The sequence below is a fragment of the Methylobacterium brachiatum genome (genome assembly GCF_900113845.1).
In the GTDB taxonomy this organism is placed as follows: Bacteria; Pseudomonadota; Alphaproteobacteria; order Rhizobiales; family Beijerinckiaceae; genus Methylobacterium; species Methylobacterium brachiatum.
In genome coordinates, this window is the sequence record NZ_FOQW01000005.1 from 239,168 (window position 1) to 258,999 (window position 19,832).

Consider the following 19,832-nt stretch of genomic DNA (forward strand, 5'->3'; position numbering starts at 1 on the left):
GTTTCAGCCCGCGCATGCTCGGACTGGAACTAAAATGAACATCGGCGGGAAACTCCTGGCCTTCGTGGGCGCCTGCAGTCTTACGACGCTGGTCGTGGCCGGCGTGAGCGTCGCCACGCTGCAGAGCTTCGAGCGTTCGCTGGGGCAGGTCGAGGGCGCCTCGACCCGCGCGCTCTACGCGGCCAATTTTAACCGCCTCGCCGCCGAGGTGACGATGGATTCCCGCGGCGTCTACGCGGCCGCCGACGCCACCGACGCCGCCAAGTACGCTGCCGGCGTCCGCAAGGGCCTCGCCGACATGGACGCGCTCCGCGCCGCCTGGGCGCCGCTGGTCACCGAGGACGAGCGGCCACTCTTCGACGCCATGGCGCGCAACGCCGACGCCTACCGGACGATGCGGACCGCGATCGCGCAGGCCGGCGAGACGATCGGCCCGCGCGCCGCCGCGGATCTCGGCTTCAACGACGCGAACCGCGCCAACCGCAAGGCCTTCCAGGCCGGCATCGACGCGCTGGTGGGCCGCGGACGCGACGAGATGGCGACCGTGAAGGCGCAGACGCAGGATCTGTTCGCGGCGCGCACCCGCCTCCTGCTCGGGCTCGCCTTCCTGGGCACCATCGCCTGCGCCGCCCTCGGGCTCCTCGTGGGGCAACGCCAGATCGCCCGGCCGCTGCGGGCGGTCTCGGAGGCGATCCAGCGCCTCTCGCGGGGCGACCTGTCCCTCCCGGCGGTCAAGGCCGGCCGCGACGAGATCGGTGCGATCTGGACGAGCATGGCGGTCTTCGCCGGGACGATGCGGGAGGCTGAGACCCTGCGCCTGGAGCGTGAGCGGACCGGCACCGAGGCGGCCACCCGCAAGCGCGCCGAGATGGTCGGCTTGGCCAACCAGTTCGAAGGCAGCATCGGCGGCCTAGTCGGGCATCTCGCCAGCGCCGCCGCCGGTATGGAGCGGGCCGCCGCCGCGATGGCCGGCAATGCCGAGCGTACCGACCAGCAATCCCGGGCCGTGACCCGCGCCGCAGAGACCACGGCGCACAATGTCGAGGCGGTGGCCGCCGCCACGGAAGAGCTCGCCGCCACCGCCAGCGAGATCGGCGTCCAGGTCTCGCAGACCTCCGAGGCCGCGGCGGGCGCGGTCGAGGCGACGAGGCGGACCCGGTCGAGCGTGCAGGCCCTCGCCCGCACCGCCGACGGCATCGGGCAGGTCGTGTCGCTGATCTCGACCATCGCCGGCCAGACCAACCTGCTGGCCCTCAATGCCACCATCGAGGCGGCCCGCGCCGGCGAGGCTGGGCGCGGTTTCGCGGTGGTGGCCACCGAGGTGAAGGCCCTGGCGACCCAGACCGCCCGGGCCACCGACGAGATCGCCGGGCAGATCGCCGCCATGCGGGCGGCGACCCACGAGGCGGTCACCGCCATCGAGGAGATTGGCGGCACGATCGAGCAGGTCCACGGCATCGCGATCGGGGTCGCCTCGGCCGTGGAGCAGCAGCAGGTCGCCACGCAGGAGATCGCCCGCAGCGTCGCCGAGGCGGCGAGCGGCACCCGCGCAGTGACCGAGACCATGTCGCTGGTGCTCGAGGCCGCCCACGAGACCGGGGCCAGCGCCGGCCAGGTCCTCGACGCGGCGGCCGACATCGCCCGCCGGTCCGACGGGCTCGGCGGCGAGGTCGCGGGCTTCGTGGCCCAGGTGCGGGCCGCCTGACGCCGCCGATGTTGCATCGCGATGCCAGGGCCCGTAGGGTCTGAGCCATTCGCAAGGACCCGGTGAAAGCCCGGGTGGCTCTTCCGGCCGCCGATCCGCCGGACCACGCATCCGAGACGCCACACGATCCGCCCCTCAAGCGGACGCGCGTCTCGTGCGGATTTTCATCACATGCAACGCAGCACAACCGGAACCGGCGGCCCTCTCGGGTCGTGGGTGTCCAATATCCGCGGCGATACCCTGTCGGGCATCGTCGTCGCCCTGGCGCTGATCCCGGAGGCGATCGGCTTCTCGGTCATCGCCGGGGTCGATCCCAAGGTCGGGCTCTACGCCTCGGTGGTCATCGCCTGCACGATCGCCTTCGCGGGCGGGCGCCCGGCCATGATCTCGGCCGCCACCGCCGCCACCGCGGTGGTGATGGTCGACCTCGTCCGCGAGCACGGCGTCCAGTACCTGTTCGCCGCCACCATCCTGATGGGCGTGATCCAGATCCTGGCCGGCCTGCTCAAGCTCGGCCGGCTGATGCGGTTCGTCTCGCAATCGGTGATGACCGGCTTCGTCAACGCGCTGGCGATCCTGATCTTTCTCGCCCAGCTGCCTGAACTGACGGGCGTCACGCCGGCGACCTACGGGCTGATCGCACTCGGGCTCGCGATCATCTACGGCTTCCCGCGGATCACCCGGGCCGTGCCCTCGCCCCTGGTGGCGATCGCGGTCCTGACCGCGGTGACGGCGATCTTCCACCTCGACGTTCGCACGGTCTCGCATCTGGGCGCCCTGCCCTCGACGCTGCCGAGCTTCGCCCTGCCGGACGTTCCCTTCACCTTCGAGACCCTGCGGATCCTGCTGCCCTACGCGGCGACGCTCGCCGCCGTCGGCCTGCTGGAGAGCCTGCTCACCGCGCAGATCGTCGACGACCTGACCGATACCGGCAGCGACAAGAACCGCGAATGCATGGGCCAGGGCGTCGCCAACATGGCGTCGGCCGTGTTCGGCGGCATGGGCGGCTGCGCGATGATCGGGCAGTCGGTCATCAACGTCTCCTCGGGCGCACGGGGCCGGCTGTCGACGCTGGTCGCGGGGGCCTTCCTGCTGCTGCTCCTCGTGGCGCTGCAGGACCTGCTGGCGGTCGTGCCGGTCGCGGCGCTGACGGCGGTGATGATCATGGTCTCGCTCAACACCTTTTCCTGGCGGTCGCTGGCGCAGCTGCGCACCAACCCCCTGCCCTCCTCGGCGGTGATGCTGGCGACCGTGCTCGTCGTGGTCGCCACCAAGGACCTGGCGCAGGGCGTTCTGGCCGGCGTGCTCCTGTCCGGGGTGTTCTTCGCCGGCAAGGTGTCGAGACTCAGCCAGGTCGCTGCGACGCTCTCGGAAGATGGCCGGACCCGGACCTACCGGGTCACCGGGCAGGTGTTCTTCGCCTCGGCCGGCACCTTCTCGGAGGCGATCGACGTGCTGGAGCCGGTGGATCGCCTCGTCATCGACGTGCAGGACGCGCATTTCTGGGACATCTCGGCGGTCGCCGCCCTCGACCGCGTGGTCCTGAAGGCGCGCGGCCGCGGGCGGATCGTCGAGGTCGTCGGCCTGAACGCCGCCAGCGCGACGCTGGTCGAGCGATTCGGAACGCACGACAAGCCCGGCGCCGCGGCGTCGCCGGCGGGACACTGAGCCGGTAAGCTGGCCCCTGCGGCCGCGCGCCGCCTCTTGCGTCGCGCGCGCCGCGACCCCATTCCCGGCCTGGGCCCGTGGTTTCGTCGGGCCGGGAAAAACAGGATGGCCCAGCGGTGACGACGTTCTCTCCGCGCGAGATCGTGTCCGAACTCGATCGCTTCATCGTCGGGCAGCACGACGCCAAGCGCGCCGTCGCGATCGCGCTGCGCAACCGCTGGCGGCGCCAGCAGCTGACCGGCCCGCTCCGCGAGGAGGTGGCGCCCAAGAACATCCTGATGATCGGGCCGACCGGCTGCGGCAAGACCGAGATCGCCCGGCGCCTCGCCCGGCTGGCCAATGCCCCGTTCCTGAAAATCGAGGCGACCAAGTTCACTGAGGTCGGCTATGTCGGCCGCGACGTGGAGCAGATCGTCCGCGACCTCGTGGAGGTCGCGATCGGCCTGACCCGGCAGGTGAAGCGCGAGGCCGTGAAGGCCAAGGCCGAGGCGGCTGCCGAGAACCGGATCCTCGACGCCCTGGTCGGGCCCACCGCCAGCCAGGCGACCCGCGACAGCTTCCGCCGAAAGCTGCGCGACAGCGAGCTCGACGACAAGGAAGTTGAGCTGGAACTGGCTTCGGGTGCCCCCGCCGGCCTGCCGATGTTCGAGATCCCAGGCATGCCGGGCGCCTCCTTGGGGGCGATCAATATCGGCGATGTGCTCGGCAAGGCGCTGGGTGGCCAGCGCGGCAAGCCCCGCCGGATCCTGGTCCGGGACGCCTACGCGCCGCTGCTCGCCGAGGAATCCGACAAGCTGGTCGATGACGACGCCCTGATCCGCGAGGCGATCCGCGAGGTCGAGAATAACGGCATCGTCTTTCTCGACGAGATCGACAAGATCTGCGCCCGCGAGGGCCGCTCCTCCGGCGACGTGTCCCGCGAGGGTGTGCAGCGCGACCTGCTGCCGCTGATCGAGGGCACGACGGTGGCGACCAAGCACGGCCCGGTGAAGACCGACCACGTCCTGTTCATCGCCTCGGGCGCCTTCCACGTCTCGAAGCCCTCCGACCTGCTCCCCGAGCTCCAGGGCCGCCTGCCGATCCGCGTCGAGCTGCAGCCGCTGACGGTGGACGATTTCCGCCAGATCCTGACCTCCACCGAGGCCAGCCTGCTCAAGCAGACCGTCGCCCTGATGGAGACCGAGGGCGTGACCCTGACGTTCACGGACGACGCCGTGGACGCGCTCGCTCGCGTCGCCGTCGAGGTGAACTCCTCCGTGGAGAATATCGGCGCCCGCCGCCTTCAGACCGTGCTGGAGCGGGTGATCGACGAGATCTCGTTCACGGCGACCGACCGCTCCGGCGAGACGGTGCCGATCGACGCCGCCTATGTGCGCGCCCGGGTCGAGGATCTGGCGGCCAACGCGGATCTGAGCCGGTTCATTCTGTGACCACGCTTGCGGAGCGAGGACCCGTTTCGGTCCTCCTCCCGGTCGCCGCGCTGGTGACCGGCATGGTCTCGCTGCAATACGGCGCGACCATCGCGAAGAACCTGTTCCCAGTCGTCGGCGCGGCCGGGACCTCGGCCCTGCGGGTGGGTTTCTCGGCGCTGATCCTGATCGCCGTCTGGCGTCCGTGGCGGCGGAGCCTGGCGCGGCGCGAGGCGGGGTGGATCGCGCTCTACGGGATCACCCTGGGGTTGATGAATCTGTTGTTCTACCTGGCGATCGCGCGGCTGCCGCTGGGGCCGGCCGTGGCGATCGAGTTCGCCGGGCCGCTCGCCATCGCGCTGATCGCGTCGCGCCGCACCACGGACTTCCTGTGGATCGGCGTCGCGGTGGCCGGGCTCGGGTTGCTCCTGCCCATCGCGCCCACGAGCCCGCTGGACCCGCTCGGCGTCGCTCTCGCCCTCGGGGCGGCCCTGGCCTGGGCGCTCTACATCCTGTTCGGTCAGCGCGCCGGCCGGATCGACGGCGGACAGGCGGTGTCGCTGGGGATGCTGGTGGCCGCCCTCGTGGCGGCGCCGTTCGGCCTGGCGGAGGCCGGCGCGGCCCTGCTGGCCCCGGGCGTCCTGATGGCCGGCCTCCTCGTGGCGCTCCTGTCGAGCGCCCTGCCCTACTCGCTGGAGATGATCGCCCTGCGCCGCCTCGACCGGAAGAATTTCGGCGTGCTGATGAGCCTGGAGCCGGCGGTCGCGGCCTGCGCTGGCTTCGCCCTGCTGGGCGAACGGCTCGGCGCCGTCCAATGGCTCGCCATCGGGCTGGTGATCGCCGCCTCCGCGGGCATCACGGCCACCAGCCGCAGGCCGGCGCAGGAACGGGTGATCGAAGAGGTCTGAGAAACGTTATTTGCCGGCGAGAACGCGCGACGCGACGTTGATGTATTTGCGGCCGGCTTCCTGGGCGTGAAGGACGGCGTCGCCGAGATTCTCCTCGTCGCGGACGCTCGCCAGCTTGATCAGCATCGGCAGGTTGATCCCCGCCACCACCTCGACCGAGCCGCCGTTCATACACGACAGCGCAAGGTTCGAGGGCGTGCCGCCGAACATGTCGGTCAGCACCACTACACCGTCACCGGTGTTCACGCGACAGACCGCGGACATGATGTCCCGCCGTCGCAATTCCATATCGTCTTCCGGCCCGATCGTGATCGTCTCGATCTGATCCTGAGGGCCGACCACGTGCTCCAGGGCGGCCTTGAATTCGGTCGCCAATAGCCCGTGAGTGACGAGCACCATGCCAATCATCGACACGTGTTCCAACGTCCTCTGTCTGCCGCCATGTTGTGCAATGCACAGGTCCCAACAAGGCGATCGCGACGTTTTTGCTCGGACATTACCGCGATCATGCCATGCGGGCTCGGCGCGCGCTATGGGGTCTCACCACCGTGACGCGAATCAACGGCCTGTGCGGCTGCGAAGTCACGGCTTGCCCTTTCGCAATGCCGCACGAATCAGCAACGTCGCTAATCCGGCCCGCCGCACGCCTCGATCGAGCACCAAGCGGGGCAGCCGAAGGCCGAGGATTTCAGCAACCTCCGGCGGTTCCGGCAGGCGCGGCGCGTCCGTGACCAGATCGGCCACGAGATTCAGGACCGTGTCCGGACGGAGCTTGAGGCCGAGATCGGCGGCGGACAGGATGCCCTGACCGCGTATCTCGACCTGGCCCGCCAAGGTCTCATGAGGTCGGGCGAGCAGCGAATCGGCGTGCCGTTCGCAGATCACCCGGTCATCCGCGACGAGCGCTCCGTCCGGCTCGGCGGCGAGGAGCACTGCGAGGCTCGACTTGCCCGAGCCGGACGGGCCCCGAATCAGGATGCCGGCATCGCCCAGGGCGACGCAGGCGGCGTGAAGGCTCGGCATCAGGCGTGGAGCTGGCGCGGCGCTGCGGGAAGGCGGACGGTGAAGCGGGCGCCGCGCACCGTGGGCTCGCCGTCCTCGTCGGGGGCGCCGGGGCGGTTCTCGGCGCGGATCGTGCCGCGATGGGCCTGTACGATCTGCCGGGAGATCGACAGGCCGAGGCCCGAATTCTGTCCGAAGCCCTGCTCGGGCCGGTCGGTGTAGAAGCGCTCGAAGATCCGCTCCAGGGCGTGCTCGGGGATGCCCGGCCCCTCGTCCTCGCAGACCATCTCGACCTCGCCACGGACCCGGCGCAGGGCGACCCGCACCTTGGCGTCGGTGGGCGAGAACGACCGGGCATTGTCCAGCAGGTTGTTGACTACCTGCCCCAGCCGGCTGTCGTGGCCGATCACCGTGAACGGCGCATCCTGGTCCGCGATCGCCTCGACGTCGAGCTGGATCAGGCAATCCTTCGGCCGGCGGCGCTCGTTCGCCACCGAGACCACCGTGGTCAGCAGTTTCTTCAAATCGACCCGGCGCGCCTCGGCGCGGGCCAGTTCCGCGTCGAGCCGCGAGGCATCGGCGATGTCGCTGATCAGCCGGTCGAGGCGCTTCACGTCGTGCTGGATGATCGCCATCAACCGACCGCGCGAATCGTCGGACTTCGCGAGCGGCAGGGTCTCGACCGCGCTGCGCAGCGAGGTCAGCGGGTTCTTGAGCTCGTGGCTCACATCCGCGGCGAAACTCTCGATCGCGTCGATGCGCCGGTAGAGCGCCTGGGTCATGTCCCGGAGCGCCCCGGACAGATGGCCGATCTCGTCGGTGCGCTGGGTGAAGTCCGGGATCTCTTCCCGGGTCTTGATCCCCATCCGCACCTTTTCGGCGGCCTCGGCGAGACGGCGCACCGGGCCCGCGATGGCGCCAGCGAGCAGCGCGGAGAGCACCACCATCACGGCCGAGGCGACCAGGAACACCTGGAGCAGGCCGAACCGCTCGGACGCGATGACCCGGTCGATCGCGTCGCCCTGCGTCGAGATCAGCAGCGCGCCGCGCACTGAGCCGGCGCGATGGATCGGCACCGCCACCGAGACGGTGGTCTCGCCCAGCGCATTGCGGCGGACCAAGCTGCCGCGATTGCCGTTGAGCGCCGCCTGGACCTCGCGCAGCGAGTGGCCGTTCACCGGCCCGGTCTCCTCGGGCTGGGCGGAGCGGCTGCCGAACAGGGCACTCAGCTTCGTCTGCACCGCCTGGAAGGCGGATTCGAGCATGCCGGCCTTGTGCGGCTTGGCGGCAATCGGATCACCGCGGCCGGCATCGCCGCGCTTGAACAGGGTCCGGGTGTCGAACAGCAGGCCGCCTTCCTGGTCGTAGACCCGGGCGCGGTTGCCGGTGGGCGTCACCAGGCGCGAGAGCAGCGGCGCCACCTTCTCGGGGTTAAGCGAGAAGGCGAGCGGCTGCGATTCCTCCTCGGCGGCCTCGCCGGCCTGCTGCTGGAGCAGCTTGTCCGGGTCGATCTGGATCGTGTCCGTATCGACCGAGGCGGAGGCCGCGATGGCGCCAGCGATGATCTCGCCCTGGATCGCCAAGCTCTGGATCCGGGCCTGGATCAGGCCCTGCCGGAACTGGTTCAGGTAGAGGAAGCCGACGAGCAGCGCGATCAGCCCGACGAGGTTGAGCACGACGATGCGGCGCGTCAGGCTCGACGACGCGCGCTGTCCCACCGCGTCCCAGAGGGCGCGCGGCCACGTCAACGGTCGGGAGAGGAGCTGGGTGAGCGAGGCGCGAGGCTCAGCGTCCTCGGCCTGGGCGGGGGTACGGCCGGTCACGGAGCGGATCCTTGGATCACGCCTCCTTGAACCGGTAGCCGACGCCGTACAGCGTCTCGATCATGTCGAAGCTCTGGTCGGTCACTTTGAACTTCTTGCGCAGGCGCTTGATGTGGCTGTCGATCGTGCGGTCGTCGACATAGACCTGATCGTCGTAGGCCGCATCCATCAGGGCGTTGCGGCTCTTCACGACGCCGGGGCGGTGGGCGAGCGCCTGGAGGATCAGGAATTCCGTGACGGTGAGCGTCACCGGCTCGCCCTTCCAGGTGCAGGTATGGCGCTCGGGATCCATCATCAGCGAGCCGCGCTCGAGCGAGCGGGCCGCGACCTCGGCCTCGCCGCGCGGGGTCGAGCCGGGGGCTTCCTTGGCGAAGCGCCGCAGCACCGCCTTGACCCGCTCCACCAGCAGGCGCTGCGAGAACGGCTTATGGATGAAGTCGTCCGCGCCCATCTTGAGACCGAACAATTCGTCGATCTCCTCGTCCTTCGAGGTCAGAAAGATCACCGGAAGGTCGGATTTCTGCCGCAGGCGTCGGAGAAGCTCCATCCCGTCCATGCGCGGCATCTTGATGTCGAAGATCGCGAGGTCCGGCGGGGAATGCCGCAGACCGTCGAGGGCGGAGGCGCCGTCGGTATAGGTCTGGATGCGGTAGCCTTCGGTCTCAAGCGCGATCGACACGGAGGTCAGAATATTCCGGTCGTCGTCGACGAGGGCGATGGTTGGCATGCGCGGTCCCTGACTGAACGGGCTCAAGCGCGGTCCCGGCTCTTCGCACGGGCCGCGCTTCATCCCGGCCCCCGAGGGGCAGGCGGAAGTGCGAACCGGGCCGGTTTCGGCGCCGCCCGGTTCGCGCAACGGGACAGGTGCTTTAGTACGGTCGATCGGAAAAAGCGAGCGGCGGTCATAGCTTGGCCATAAAGGCCGATCTGACGCGGGCCGCGGCGCTCGTGCGCCGGCTAAGGCATCGCTACCATGGCGCCCGATTGTGGCGGCGGTTCGAAACCCGGGGGATTCCATGGCGGATGTGAGCACAGGTGCGTCGGAACAGCGCGAGCCGGCCCGCCCGCTTCCCGCCGCGGACGCGCCCTTCGACGCTATCGGACTCTCCCGGATGCTGCTGCGGAGCATCCGCTCCGGCGCGCTGGCGACGCTCGACCCCGAGGGGACGCCCTTCGCCTCCCTGGTCACCATCGCCACCGATCAGGACGGCACACCGCTGATGCTGCTGTCGCGGCTCTCGGCGCATACCCGCAACCTGCTGGCCAACCCGCGCTGCTCGCTGCTGTTCTCGCAGGGCGGCAAGGGCGATCCGCTGGCGCATCCCCGGCTCACCGTGGTCGGAAGCGCCGTCCAGACCGCCGAGCCGCGCGCGCGGGAGCGGTTCCTGGCGCGCCATCCGAAGGCAAGGCTCTATGCCGACTTCCCGGATTTCGGGTTCTTCGCGTTGGATCCGAAGGCCGGCCATCTCAACGGCGGTTTCGCGAAGGCCGCGACGCTGACCCGCGAAGAGCTGCTCCTCGACCTGACCGGGGCCGAAGCCATCGTCGCCGGCGAGCGCGGCGCGGTCGAACACATGAATGCCGACCATGCCGACGCGCTGGCGCTCTACGCGGCCGCGGCCGGTGCGGAAGCCGGGCTGCCCTGGCGGCTGACCGGGCTCGACCCGGAAGGCATGGACCTGATCGCCGGGGAGCGCACCGTACGGGTGGTCTATCCGGAGCGGGTCTCCGATATGAGCGGCCTGCGTAAAAGCCTGGTCGCGATGGCGGCGCAGGCGCGCGGGGGTGTCGGAACGGCCGAAGCGTAACGCCCGAGATCGCCCTCAGGCATGGCGAAGCGCGGTGTGCTGCACCATATCCGCGCGATGAGCGACACACAGACAGACACCTACCCATTCAGCCTCGATGTGCAGCCGGTCGGCGAGAGCGGCTCAATGTTCCAGTGGAGCATCCGCAAGCACGGCAAGCTGCATCAACGCTCCGACCGGAAGCACCCGACCGAGTCGAAGGCTCGGACCCATGGCGAGGCAGAGATCGAGCGCCTGATCCGCGACCGCGGTCGCTGATCGCCGAACCCGATCGAATGAGACGGCGGGGGCCGGATCGCGCCGGCTCCCGCCTCATGCGTGTTCCTGCCTGAACGTGCCGCGCCGGCCCGCCGCTTGGCGCGTTCCCGCGGCGCTGCTATCTCGCGCGTGAGCCGACCTATCCGAACACGCCCAGACGTCAGACGGTGCGCGCCGTCGCGCGCCCGAACGGAATGCCGATGACAACCCCGATCGACAACATCCGCAACTTCTCGATCGTCGCGCATATCGACCACGGCAAATCGACCCTGGCGGACCGGCTGATCCAGGCCACCGGCACCGTGGCCCTGCGCGACATGAGCGAGCAGATGCTCGACTCAATGGATATCGAGAAGGAGCGCGGCATCACCATCAAGGCGCAGACCGTGCGCCTGGAATACCGGGCCGAGGACGGCAAGGATTACGTCCTCAACCTGATGGACACGCCCGGCCACGTAGATTTCGCCTACGAGGTGTCGCGCTCGCTCGCCGCCTGCGAGGGCTCTCTGCTGGTGGTGGACGCCTCCCAGGGGGTCGAGGCGCAGACGCTCGCCAACGTCTACCAGGCGCTCGACGCCAACCACGAGATCGTCCCGGTCCTCAACAAGGTCGACCTGCCGGCCGCCGAGCCCGACCGGGTGAAGGAGCAGATCGAGGAGGTGATCGGCCTCGACGCCTCCAACGCGGTACCGATCTCGGCCAAGACCGGCCTCAACATCGAGGCGGTGCTCGAGGCGATCGTCACCCGCCTGCCGCCGCCCAAGGGCGACCGGAGCGCGCCGCTCAAGGCCCTGCTGGTGGACAGCTGGTACGACGCCTATCTCGGCGTCGTCGTGCTCGTGCGCATCATCGACGGCGTGCTCAAGAAGGGCATGACCATCCGGATGATGGGCGCCGACGCGGTCCACGGCGTCGACCGGATCGGCGTGTTCCGCCCGAAGATGGCCGAGATCGGCGAACTCGGCCCGGGCGAGGTCGGCTTCTTCACCGGCTCGATCAAGGAAGTCGCCGATACCCGCGTCGGCGACACGATCACCGAGGACAAGCGCCAGACCAGCTCGATGCTGCCGGGCTTCAAGGAGGTCCAGGCCGTCGTGTTCTGCGGGCTGTTCCCGGTGGACGCCGCCGAGTTCGAGAACCTGCGCTCGGCCATGGGCCGGCTCCGGCTCAACGACGCGTCGTTCTCCTACGAGATGGAAAGCTCGGCCGCGCTGGGCTTCGGCTTCCGCTGCGGCTTCCTCGGCCTCCTCCACCTGGAGATCATCCAGGAGCGGCTGGAGCGCGAGTTCAACCTCGACCTGATCTCCACCGCGCCCTCGGTGGTCTACCGGCTCAAGATGCGCGACGGCACCGTGAAGGAGCTGCACAACCCGGCCGACATGCCGGACGTGATGAAGATCGAGCTGATCGAGGAGCCCTGGATCCGCGCCACGATCCTGACCCCCGACGAGTATCTCGGCGGCGTGCTCAAGCTCTGCCAGGACCGCCGCGGCGTCCAGATCGACCTCAACTACGTCGGCAAGCGCGCCATGGTGGTCTACGACCTGCCGCTGAACGAGGTCGTGTTCGATTTCTACGACCGGCTGAAATCGATCTCGAAGGGCTACGCCTCCTTCGACTACCATGTCTCCGACTACCGCGAGGGCGACCTCGTGAAGATGTCGCTCCTCGTCAACGCCGAGCCGGTGGACGCCCTGTCGATGCTGGTCCACCGCACCCGCGCCGAATCGCGCGGCCGGGCCATGTGCGAGAAACTGAAGGACCTGATCCCCCGCCACCTGTTCCAGATCCCGGTCCAGGCGGCGATCGGCGGCAAGATCATCGCCCGCGAGACGATCAAGGCCCTGTCCAAGGACGTCACCGCCAAATGCTACGGCGGCGACATCTCGCGCAAGCGCAAGCTGTTGGACAAGCAGAAGGAAGGCAAGAAGAAGATGCGCCAGTTTGGGCGCGTGGAGATCCCGCAGGAGGCGTTCATCGCGGCGTTGAAGATGGATGATTGAGGGACGGGCGCGTGCTGCGCTCTTCCCCGATTGCTATGGGGGAGACCCGGGGCCTGATCTAGCTTCCGCATGCGAACGTGAAACCCGCCGCGCCCGTCATTGCGAGCGCAGCGAAGCAACCTAGGACAGCGCGCGGCAGCAGAACGTGGCGTTTCCCTGGGTTGCTTCGCTGCGCTCGCAATGACGGTGTGGCGCGCGGGAAACGTTTTTACCCCGGCGGAAGCACGTCGATCTGGATGCCCGCATAATACGCTGCCAGGTTTGCGATGTCGGCATCCGACAGCTCCTTGGCGACCACGCTCATGATCTCGTTCTGCCGCTTGCCGTCGCGGTACTCGCTGAGCGCCTTCACGAGGTAGGGCTCGACCTGGCCGGCGAGGTTCGGCGCCTCCGGCAGCTTCGAGAGCCCGTCCATCCCGTGGCAGGTCTGGCAGGCGCTGGCCTTCTTGCGCCCGAGCGCGGCGTCGCCGGCCTGGGCCGAGAGCGGGACGAGCAGAGCGGCAAGAAGGAGAAGCGGGCGGATCATCGGGGGGCTCAACAGACGGTTTCACGAACGGTCGACGCAAGAGGCGTAGGTCCCCTCTCCCGCACGGGAGAGGGGGCGCGGCGCGGCCTTCACAAGCGACCGTAGCCCGCACGAGGCGAAGGGTTCGTGGCGCCTCTCACGAACAGGGGCGCCAAGTCTCGAAAACCTATTTCTCGTAGGAGATCCGGTAGATCGCCCCGGCGGCATCGTCCGAGACCAGCAGCGAGCCGTCGAGCATCACCGCCACGTCCACCGGGCGGCCGAGATACTCGCCGTCGCCGGTCAGCCAGCCCTCCGCGAACGGCTTGACCGCGCCGAGCTTCCCGTCCGCGCCCATGGGGGCGAACATCACCCGGGCGCCCACCGGCTCGGTGCGGTTCCAGGAACCGTGCTCGGCGATGAAGATCCCGCCCTTGTACGAGGCCGGGAACTGCTTGCCGTTGTAGAAGGTCATGCCGAGATCGGCCGCGTGGGGCGGCAATTCGGCGACCGGGGGGACCGCGTCCGCGGGCGGGGTCTGGTCCTTGTACTCGACGGTGCGGACCGCGCCGCCGCCGTACCAGGGGAACCCGAAATTCTCGCCGGCCTTGGTGGCGTGGTTCAGCTCGCCCGGCGGCTTGTCGTCGCCCATGCCGTCGACCTGGTTGTCGGTGAACCACAGCGACTTGTCGGCGGCGAAATCCATGCCCACCGAATTGCGGATGCCGGTGGCGAAGACCTCGCGGTTCTTGCCGTCGGCGTCGATGCGGATGATGCCGCCGATGCCGGCCTTCCGGTACAGGTCCATCTTCTCGGCCGGGGGCACGTTGTAGGGCTGGCCCAGCGCGATGTAGGTCTTGCCGTCCGCCCCGACCCGGCAGACCCGGGCGGTGTGGTTGAAGCTCTCCTCCGCAGCCGGAATGAGCGCACCCTCCTTCACGAGAATGCCGGCGGCAACGTCGGGATTTTCATAAAAAAACTCGGCGGCCGGGAAGGCCAGCACACGGTTTTGCTCGACCACGGTGAGCACGCCGTCCTTCGAGAAGCAGACGCCGTTGGGGATCTTGAAGGCGATGCCGGGTGCGAAGGCGCGGACCTCGTCGGCGACCCGGTCCTTGTCGCGGTCGGTGACCGTGTAGACCTTGTTCTTGCGGGTGCCGACGAACAGCACGCCGGCATTGGGCCCGACCGCGATGGCGCGGGCATCCGGCACCACGGCGTAGAGGTCGATCTTGAAGCCCTCGGGCAGCTTGATCTTGCCCAGCGTCTTGCGGATCGCGTCGGCCCGACGGCCGCTCTGCGGGACCTCGGGGGCGGCCTGGGTGTCGGTGCTGCGGAAGCTCTGGAGCTTCTCGAGGTCGTCGGCCTTGGTCTTCGTCTCAGCCGGCGCCGCACCCTGCGCGAGGGCCGACACGGCGAAGGCGGGCAGGGCGACACCCGCCCAGAGCGCGGCGATGATCACAGAGCGCATCTTTATTCGTCCTCCCGCCGCCCTTGGATACGGGCGTTGTCGGAGCGAACGATAGAGTTTCACTTCGGGCCGGCAAGCCGCATCGGTGACGCGGCTCCGCCCTTGTCCCGTGTCAGGCGACCTTGCGGGGAACGAGGCGCTCACTCCCCAGGGCGGCCCGGGCCCCGGACACGCCGGACTCGGTGTATTCCGCGTCCTCGTTGACCTGCCAGACATCGTGCCGGCGGCGGCCGCAGAGGATGTTCTCCACGGTCAGCATCGCGGTCATCATCGCGTGGTCCTGGTTGTTGTACTTGTGCATGCCGTTGCGGCCGACGAGGTGCAGGCTCGGGAAATCCCGCTCCAGCTCCCGCCGCACGGTGACGACGTGGCCGGCATAATCCTCGTCGTAGACCGGATAGGCCTTGGGCTGGCGGACCACGCAGGCATCGACCACGTCGGCCGGGTCGATCAGGCCGATCTGGCCGATCTCGCGCTTGGCGAGGGCCACCAGCTCGTCATCCGAGGCGGTCCAGAGCCCGTCGCCCTCGAAGCAGAAATATTCGAGGCCGAGGCAGGTGTGGTCCGCGTCCGGGACCATCTCGGGCGACCACGAGCGGAAGTTCTGCACCCGCCCGACCTGCACCGACGGATCGTGGATGTAGATCCAGTTATCCGGGAAGTTCTTCTGGGATTTTGCGATGAGCGCGACGGTGAGGAAGTCGCGGTACTTGAGGGAGCGTGCGTTGAAGGTGCTGAGCGGGCGCGGGCGGATCGAATCCACCAGCTCCCGCACCGGCGCGGAGGAGATCACGTGCCGGGCCGTGAAGGTCTCGCGGCTGCCGTCGGCGCTGCGGGCCGCCACGGTCCAGATGCCGGTGCCGGCATCGTAGCTGAGGGAATCGACCCCGCGGTCGAGGCGCACGCGGCCGCCCTGGGCCTGGATCTTGGCGGCGGCCGCCTCCCACATCATGCCGGGCCCGCGGCGCGGATAGCGGAAGGACTCGATTAGGGTCTTGATCACCGGGCCGCCGGCCTTCGGCGCCTTGCGCAGGCCGAGCGAGCGCTTGATGCCGTCGCGGATCGCTGCGCCGAGATCGAGCCCCTTGATGCGCTGGGCCGCCCAATCCGCCGAGATCGCGTCGCAGGACATGCCCCACACCTTCTCGGTGTAGGTCTTGAAGAAGATCGAAAACAGCCGCTCGCCGAACTGGTTGCGCACCCAGGCGTGGAAGTTCTTCGGGTCGCGCACCGGCCGCATGCGGGCATACAGGTAGGAGGCCACGCAGGCCGCGCTGGTCGCCAGGCCGAGATTGCGCAGCGCCTCGAACGCCTTGAGCGGGTAGGCGTAGTACTTGCCCCGATAGTAGATCCGCGACAGCCGCGGCCGCTCGATGAAGTCGTTGGGCAGGATCTCGTCCCAGAGATCGACCACCGCCTTGGACTTCGAGAAGAACCGGTGGCCGCCGATGTCGAACAGGTAGCCGTTATGCGAGACCGTGCGCGAGATGCCGCCGACCTGCGCCGGGTCGCGCTCCAGCACGGTGACCGACCGCCCCTGCTTCGACAGCAGGTAAGCGGCGGTGAGGCCGGCCGGCCCCGCGCCGATCACCAGCGTCTCGGTGTGGTGGCTCATCCCCTGCTCCGGCTGCCGTCGCGGCCGGATCCCGGCCGGCTCGCGCGGAGATTGGGCGCGGATGGTTAAGGAACCGACTCACGGTCGATTGACCGGCCGTTAAGCCGGTTCGCGCAGGCTCCATCCCGCGCTCGAGCTCGGCGCGTCCGGGAACCCGCACAGATGCCGCCCGCGGCCGCCGCCTCGCCGGCACGGATCGACACCCGCGCCTTCCTGTGGCTGGTCGTGGCCCTGTCGCTCGCGACCATGCACGCGCCGCAGGACATCTGGGACACGATCCGGCACCTGCGCGTGCCCGATACCGACGACGCCATGCGGCTCGTCGCGGTGCGCGACCTCCTGGGCGGCCAGGGCTGGTACGACAACGTCCAGTACCGGTTCCTCCCGCCCGAGGGCGTGGCGAGCCACTGGTCGCGCCTCGTGGACGCGCCGATCGCCGGGCTGATCCGGGTGCTCACGCCGCTTGTGGGACGGCCCCGCGCCGAGGGGCTGACGGCCGCGTTCTGGCCGCTGCTGCTGTTCGGGCTGTTCTGCGCCCTGATGTATCGCGGCGTCCGCGAGACCTTCGGGGACCGGGCTGCGATCCTAGCTTTGCTCGTGGCATCGCAGACCTTCGGGATCGTGATCCAGTTCCAGCCGGGCCGGGTCGACCATCACAACCTGCAGATCCTGGCGATGCTGGGCCTCGCGTTCTGCCTGATCCGCGGCGGCTTTCGCGCGGGCCTCGCCGGTGGCGGGCTCGCGGCCCTGTCGCTGGCGGTGGGCCTGGAAGGATTGCCCTTCTTGGCGCTCGGCGCCCTGGCCTGCGCCGGCGATTGGTGCTGGCGCGGCCGCCCCGCCCTCCCCTGCCTTGCAGGATTCGGCCTCGGGCTCGGCGTCGCCGCGCCGCTCCTGTTCGCCGCGCAGACGGCACCCGCCCTCTGGACCGTGACGCGCTGCGACGCGCTCTCCCCGCCCTGGCTGTGGCTCGCCGCCGGCGGCCTCGGCTTCGCAATGGCGGCGGCCGCCTTCCGTCGTCATTTGACCACAGCTGGACGGCGCGTCGCTCTGGCAATCCTCTGCGGGATCCTCCTGATCGGCGGCTTCGCCCTCGCCTTTCCGGTCTGCCTGGACGGACCGTTCCCCGGAATGACGCCCCTGGTCCGGGAGCATTGGCTGCTCACCGTCAACGAGATGGCCTCGCTGCCGAAATCCGTCGTGCAGGGCCGGTGGGAGATGCTGGTCTTCTATCCGGTGGTGCTGCTCGCGACGCTGACTGCCACCGGGATGGCCTGGCGCGGCCCGCAGCGCCGGGCGTGGTCGGTAGCGGCCCTGTTCCTGTGGCCGGGGCTGCTCCTGGGCTACGCCCAGTTCCGTGGCCTCTACATCGCCTCGGGCTTCGTGCCGCTGGTGGCGGGGCCGGTGATCGACCGCGCCTTGACGCCGGCCGCGCAAGCCGGCTCGCGCCGCTGGGGCGCGGCCCTGCTCGGTGGCAGCCTGGTCAGCGCGCTCTGGCTGGCGCCGATGGCGCTCGCGGAACGGCTCGTGCCGCCCGCCCGGACGGCACCCGATCCGGCGGCCGCGCTCGCCTGCCAGGGCGATGCCGCCGTGCGGCCCCTGGCGGGTCTGCCGGCCGGGACCGTGCTGGCGCCGATCGCGCTGGGTCCGTCGATCCTGCTGCGGACGCCGCACAGGATCGTCGCCGCGCCCTATCACCGGGCGATCCCGGGCCTCACCGCCGCGATCGAGGGGCTGGGCGGGACGCAAGCCGATCTCGACCGCGTGCTCGATGCGTTCCGGGTCCGCTATCTGGTGGCCTGCCCGGGCCGGCCGGCCGACGACCTCCAGCCCGAGCCGGCTTTCGTCACTCGGCTTGCCCGCGGGGAGATTGGCTCCGACCGGCTAGAGCCGATCGCCCTGCCCGGCCCGCTGAAGGTCTGGCGCGTGGCGCCGTGAGCCGTCAGAGCAGCCGGCGGTCCAGCCGGATGATCCGGCACGGATCGCCGGCCTTGGCCGCCGGCTCATGCGGCGCGCGGATCAGCAACGCCTCGGCGCGGCCGAGGACCGCCAGCATCGAGGAATCCTGGCGCTGCTCGGGCGAGGCCACGGGCAGCCGGCCGGGCTCGATGGCGAGGCTCGCCCGCATGTAGTCGGCGCGGCCGTCATTGGCCGGCAGATCGCGGCCGAGCGTGGCCGGCTCGCTGCGGTCGGCCCCGGCCTGGGCGTCGCCCTGAAGGGCCCGGATCGCCGGCACGACGAACAGCAGCCCGCAGACGATCGACGAGACCGGATTGCCCGGCAGGCCGATCACCAGCATGTCGCCGAGGCGCCCGTGCATCAGCGGCTTGCCGGGCCGGAGCGCCACCCGCCAGAACCCAAGTTCCAGCCCTTCCTTAGCGAGCGCCGCCTGGACGAGGTCGTGATCGCCCACCGAGGCGCCGCCGAGCGTGATCAGCAGGTCGGCCCGGGCTTCGCGGGCCCGGCGGAAGGCGTCTTCCAGGGCGCCGTGATCGTCCGCGGCGATCCCGAGATCGATGATCTCGGCGCCCGCGTCAGACGCGAGCGCGGCCAGCGCCAGGCTGTTCGAGGCGACGATCTGGTCCCAGGCCGGCTCGGCGCCGGGCTCGACCAGCTCGTCGCCGGTGGCGAGGATCGCCACGCGCGGCCGGCGCCGGACCGACAGGCGCGGATGGCCGGCCGCCGCCGCCAGCGCCAGACGCCGCGCGTCGAGAGTCATGCCGGCGACCAGCAGGGTCTCCCCGGCGGTGAAGTCGAGGCCCGCCCGGCGGATGAAGCGGTTCTGTTCGACGGGTTCGACGACCCGGACGGTCTCACCCTTGGCCTGGGCGTCCTCCTGGATCAGGATCGCGTCGGCGCCCTCGGGCACGGGTGCGCCGGTGAAGATCCGCACCGCATCGCCGGGGCCGATGCGGCCGGAGAATCCGTGTCCCGCCGCGCTGGTCCCGATCAGCTTCAGACTCGCCCCGACAGCCGAGGCGTCGGCGAAGCGGACAGCGTAGCCGTCCATGGCGGAGGCCGGGAACGGCGGCTGCGTGCGGGCGGCGGCGACATCGGCCGCCAGGGTCCGGCCAGCGGCCTGGGCCAGGGGAACGGTCTCCGCCTCGACCGGGTCGGACACGCTCGCCAGGACCCGCGCCAGCGCCTCGGCGACCGGGATCAGGCCGCTCATGCGTCGGGCGCCCGGTAGGACCCGGAGCGCCCGCCATCCTTGGCGACGAGGCGGATGCCCTCGATCCGCATGCCGCGATCGACCGCCTTCACCATGTCGTAGACGGTCAGGCAGGCCACCGAGACGGCGGTCAGCGCCTCCATCTCGACGCCGGTCGGCCCCTGGACCCGCACCTCGGCGGCGATGCGCAAACCCGGCAGCGCGTCGTCCAGGTCGCACTCCACCCGGACCTTCGAGAGCAGCAGCGGGTGGCAGAGCGGAATCAGTTCGTGGGTGCGCTTGGCCGCCATGATCCCGGCGAGCCGGGCGGTGCCGACGACATCGCCCTTCTTGGCGTCGCCCTCGCGGATCAGCGCCAGGGTCTCCGGCCGCATCACCACGCTGCCCTCGGCCCGGGCGGTCCGGTCGGTGGCGGGCTTGTCGGTCACGTCGACCATATTGGCCGCGCCGGTGGTGTCGAGATGGGTGAGCGTCGAACCGGGCTCCAT

17 protein-coding genes and 1 other annotated feature are annotated in these 19,832 nt (G+C 69.9%); of the genes, 8 read left to right on the forward strand and 9 right to left on the reverse strand.

Going from position 1 to position 19,832, the window contains the following annotated elements; all coding sequences use genetic code 11:
• Positions 1–34: 34 nt before the first annotated feature.
• The 4 genes from BMZ47_RS07325 to BMZ47_RS07340 all read left to right on the forward strand — a co-directional run bounded on the left by BMZ47_RS07325 (position 35) and on the right by BMZ47_RS07340 (position 5,690).
• Positions 35–1,705, forward strand: coding sequence for a methyl-accepting chemotaxis protein (locus BMZ47_RS07325; RefSeq protein ID WP_091860209.1), 1,671 nt, complete (start codon positions 35–37; stop codon positions 1,703–1,705).
• A gap of 52 nt (positions 1,706–1,757) precedes the next feature.
• Positions 1,758–1,813, forward strand: a sequence feature (sul1 is cis-regulatory element that is thought to sense ions involved in sulfur or methionine metabolism; They are found in Alphaproteobacteria).
• Positions 1,814–1,876: 63 nt separating this feature from the next.
• Positions 1,877–3,373, forward strand: a complete 1,497-nt coding sequence (locus BMZ47_RS07330) for a SulP family inorganic anion transporter (RefSeq protein ID WP_091860211.1) — start codon at positions 1,877–1,879, stop codon at positions 3,371–3,373.
• Between the two features lie 116 nt (positions 3,374–3,489).
• Positions 3,490–4,803, forward strand: coding sequence for an ATP-dependent protease ATPase subunit HslU (hslU, locus tag BMZ47_RS07335; RefSeq protein ID WP_091860215.1), 1,314 nt, complete (start codon positions 3,490–3,492; stop codon positions 4,801–4,803).
• A gap of 62 nt (positions 4,804–4,865) precedes the next feature.
• The gene (locus BMZ47_RS07340; protein ID WP_244536760.1) at positions 4,866–5,690 is read left to right on the forward strand and encodes an EamA family transporter; all 825 of its coding nucleotides are present in this window, start codon (positions 4,866–4,868) and stop codon (positions 5,688–5,690) included.
• A gap of 6 nt (positions 5,691–5,696) precedes the next feature.
• Here BMZ47_RS07340 and BMZ47_RS07345 read toward each other — a convergent pair whose 3' ends face one another.
• The 4 genes from BMZ47_RS07345 to BMZ47_RS07360 all read right to left on the reverse strand — a co-directional run bounded on the left by BMZ47_RS07345 (position 5,697) and on the right by BMZ47_RS07360 (position 9,242).
• Entirely contained in the window at positions 5,697–6,098 is a 402-nt protein-coding gene (locus BMZ47_RS07345) for a PTS sugar transporter subunit IIA (RefSeq protein ID WP_007561549.1), read from the reverse strand.
• A 174-nt stretch (positions 6,099–6,272) separates the two neighbouring features.
• A complete protein-coding gene (locus tag BMZ47_RS07350) occupies positions 6,273–6,713 on the reverse strand; it encodes an HPr kinase/phosphorylase (protein WP_091860221.1) in 441 nt (146 codons plus the stop codon).
• Positions 6,713–8,515 carry a sensor histidine kinase gene (locus tag BMZ47_RS07355; protein ID WP_091860224.1) on the reverse strand — a complete coding sequence of 601 codons (1,803 nt, stop codon included), beginning with the start codon at positions 8,513–8,515 and terminating at the stop codon, positions 6,713–6,715. Before BMZ47_RS07355 ends, BMZ47_RS07350 begins: the two co-directional genes overlap by 1 nt.
• Positions 8,516–8,531: 16 nt before the next feature.
• On the reverse strand, positions 8,532–9,242 hold the full coding sequence (locus tag BMZ47_RS07360) for a response regulator transcription factor (RefSeq protein WP_007561543.1): 711 nt from the start codon (positions 9,240–9,242) through the stop codon (positions 8,532–8,534).
• 289 nt (positions 9,243–9,531) lie between these two features.
• On the opposite strand from BMZ47_RS07360, the gene BMZ47_RS07365 reads away from it, so the two are divergent.
• The 3 genes from BMZ47_RS07365 to lepA all read left to right on the forward strand — a co-directional run bounded on the left by BMZ47_RS07365 (position 9,532) and on the right by lepA (position 12,584).
• Positions 9,532–10,323 (forward strand): HugZ family pyridoxamine 5'-phosphate oxidase, encoded by a 792-nt coding sequence (locus BMZ47_RS07365; protein ID WP_091860227.1) that lies wholly within the window; start codon positions 9,532–9,534, stop codon positions 10,321–10,323.
• A 21-nt stretch (positions 10,324–10,344) separates the two neighbouring features.
• A complete protein-coding gene (locus BMZ47_RS07370; RefSeq protein ID WP_007561538.1) occupies positions 10,345–10,581 on the forward strand; it encodes a hypothetical protein in 237 nt (78 codons plus the stop codon).
• 200 nt (positions 10,582–10,781) lie between these two features.
• A complete protein-coding gene (gene lepA, locus BMZ47_RS07375; protein ID WP_007561536.1) occupies positions 10,782–12,584 on the forward strand; it encodes a translation elongation factor 4 in 1,803 nt (600 codons plus the stop codon).
• Between the two features lie 208 nt (positions 12,585–12,792).
• Here the strand turns inward: lepA and BMZ47_RS07380 are convergent, their stop codons facing one another.
• From BMZ47_RS07380 to BMZ47_RS07390, 3 genes are all read right to left on the reverse strand, one after another.
• Positions 12,793–13,110, reverse strand: a complete 318-nt coding sequence (locus tag BMZ47_RS07380) for a c-type cytochrome (protein WP_091860231.1) — start codon at positions 13,108–13,110, stop codon at positions 12,793–12,795.
• Between the two features lie 166 nt (positions 13,111–13,276).
• Positions 13,277–14,560 carry a PQQ-dependent sugar dehydrogenase gene (locus BMZ47_RS07385; RefSeq protein ID WP_091860234.1) on the reverse strand — a complete coding sequence of 428 codons (1,284 nt, stop codon included), beginning with the start codon at positions 14,558–14,560 and terminating at the stop codon, positions 13,277–13,279.
• A 112-nt stretch (positions 14,561–14,672) separates the two neighbouring features.
• Entirely contained in the window at positions 14,673–16,175 is a 1,503-nt protein-coding gene (locus BMZ47_RS07390; RefSeq protein WP_091860237.1) for an NAD(P)/FAD-dependent oxidoreductase, read from the reverse strand.
• Between the two features lie 162 nt (positions 16,176–16,337).
• Between BMZ47_RS07390 and BMZ47_RS07395 the strand changes: the two genes are divergently transcribed.
• Positions 16,338–18,110 (forward strand): hypothetical protein, encoded by a 1,773-nt coding sequence (locus BMZ47_RS07395; protein ID WP_091860240.1) that lies wholly within the window; start codon positions 16,338–16,340, stop codon positions 18,108–18,110.
• A 4-nt stretch (positions 18,111–18,114) separates the two neighbouring features.
• Here the strand turns inward: BMZ47_RS07395 and BMZ47_RS07400 are convergent, their stop codons facing one another.
• Both BMZ47_RS07400 and moaC read right to left on the reverse strand, forming a co-directional pair.
• Entirely contained in the window at positions 18,115–19,344 is a 1,230-nt protein-coding gene (locus BMZ47_RS07400; RefSeq protein ID WP_091860243.1) for a molybdopterin molybdotransferase MoeA, read from the reverse strand.
• Complete coding sequence (gene moaC / locus BMZ47_RS07405) at positions 19,341–19,832, reverse strand: cyclic pyranopterin monophosphate synthase MoaC (RefSeq protein WP_091860246.1); 492 nt, start codon at positions 19,830–19,832, stop codon at positions 19,341–19,343. Before moaC ends, BMZ47_RS07400 begins: the two co-directional genes overlap by 4 nt.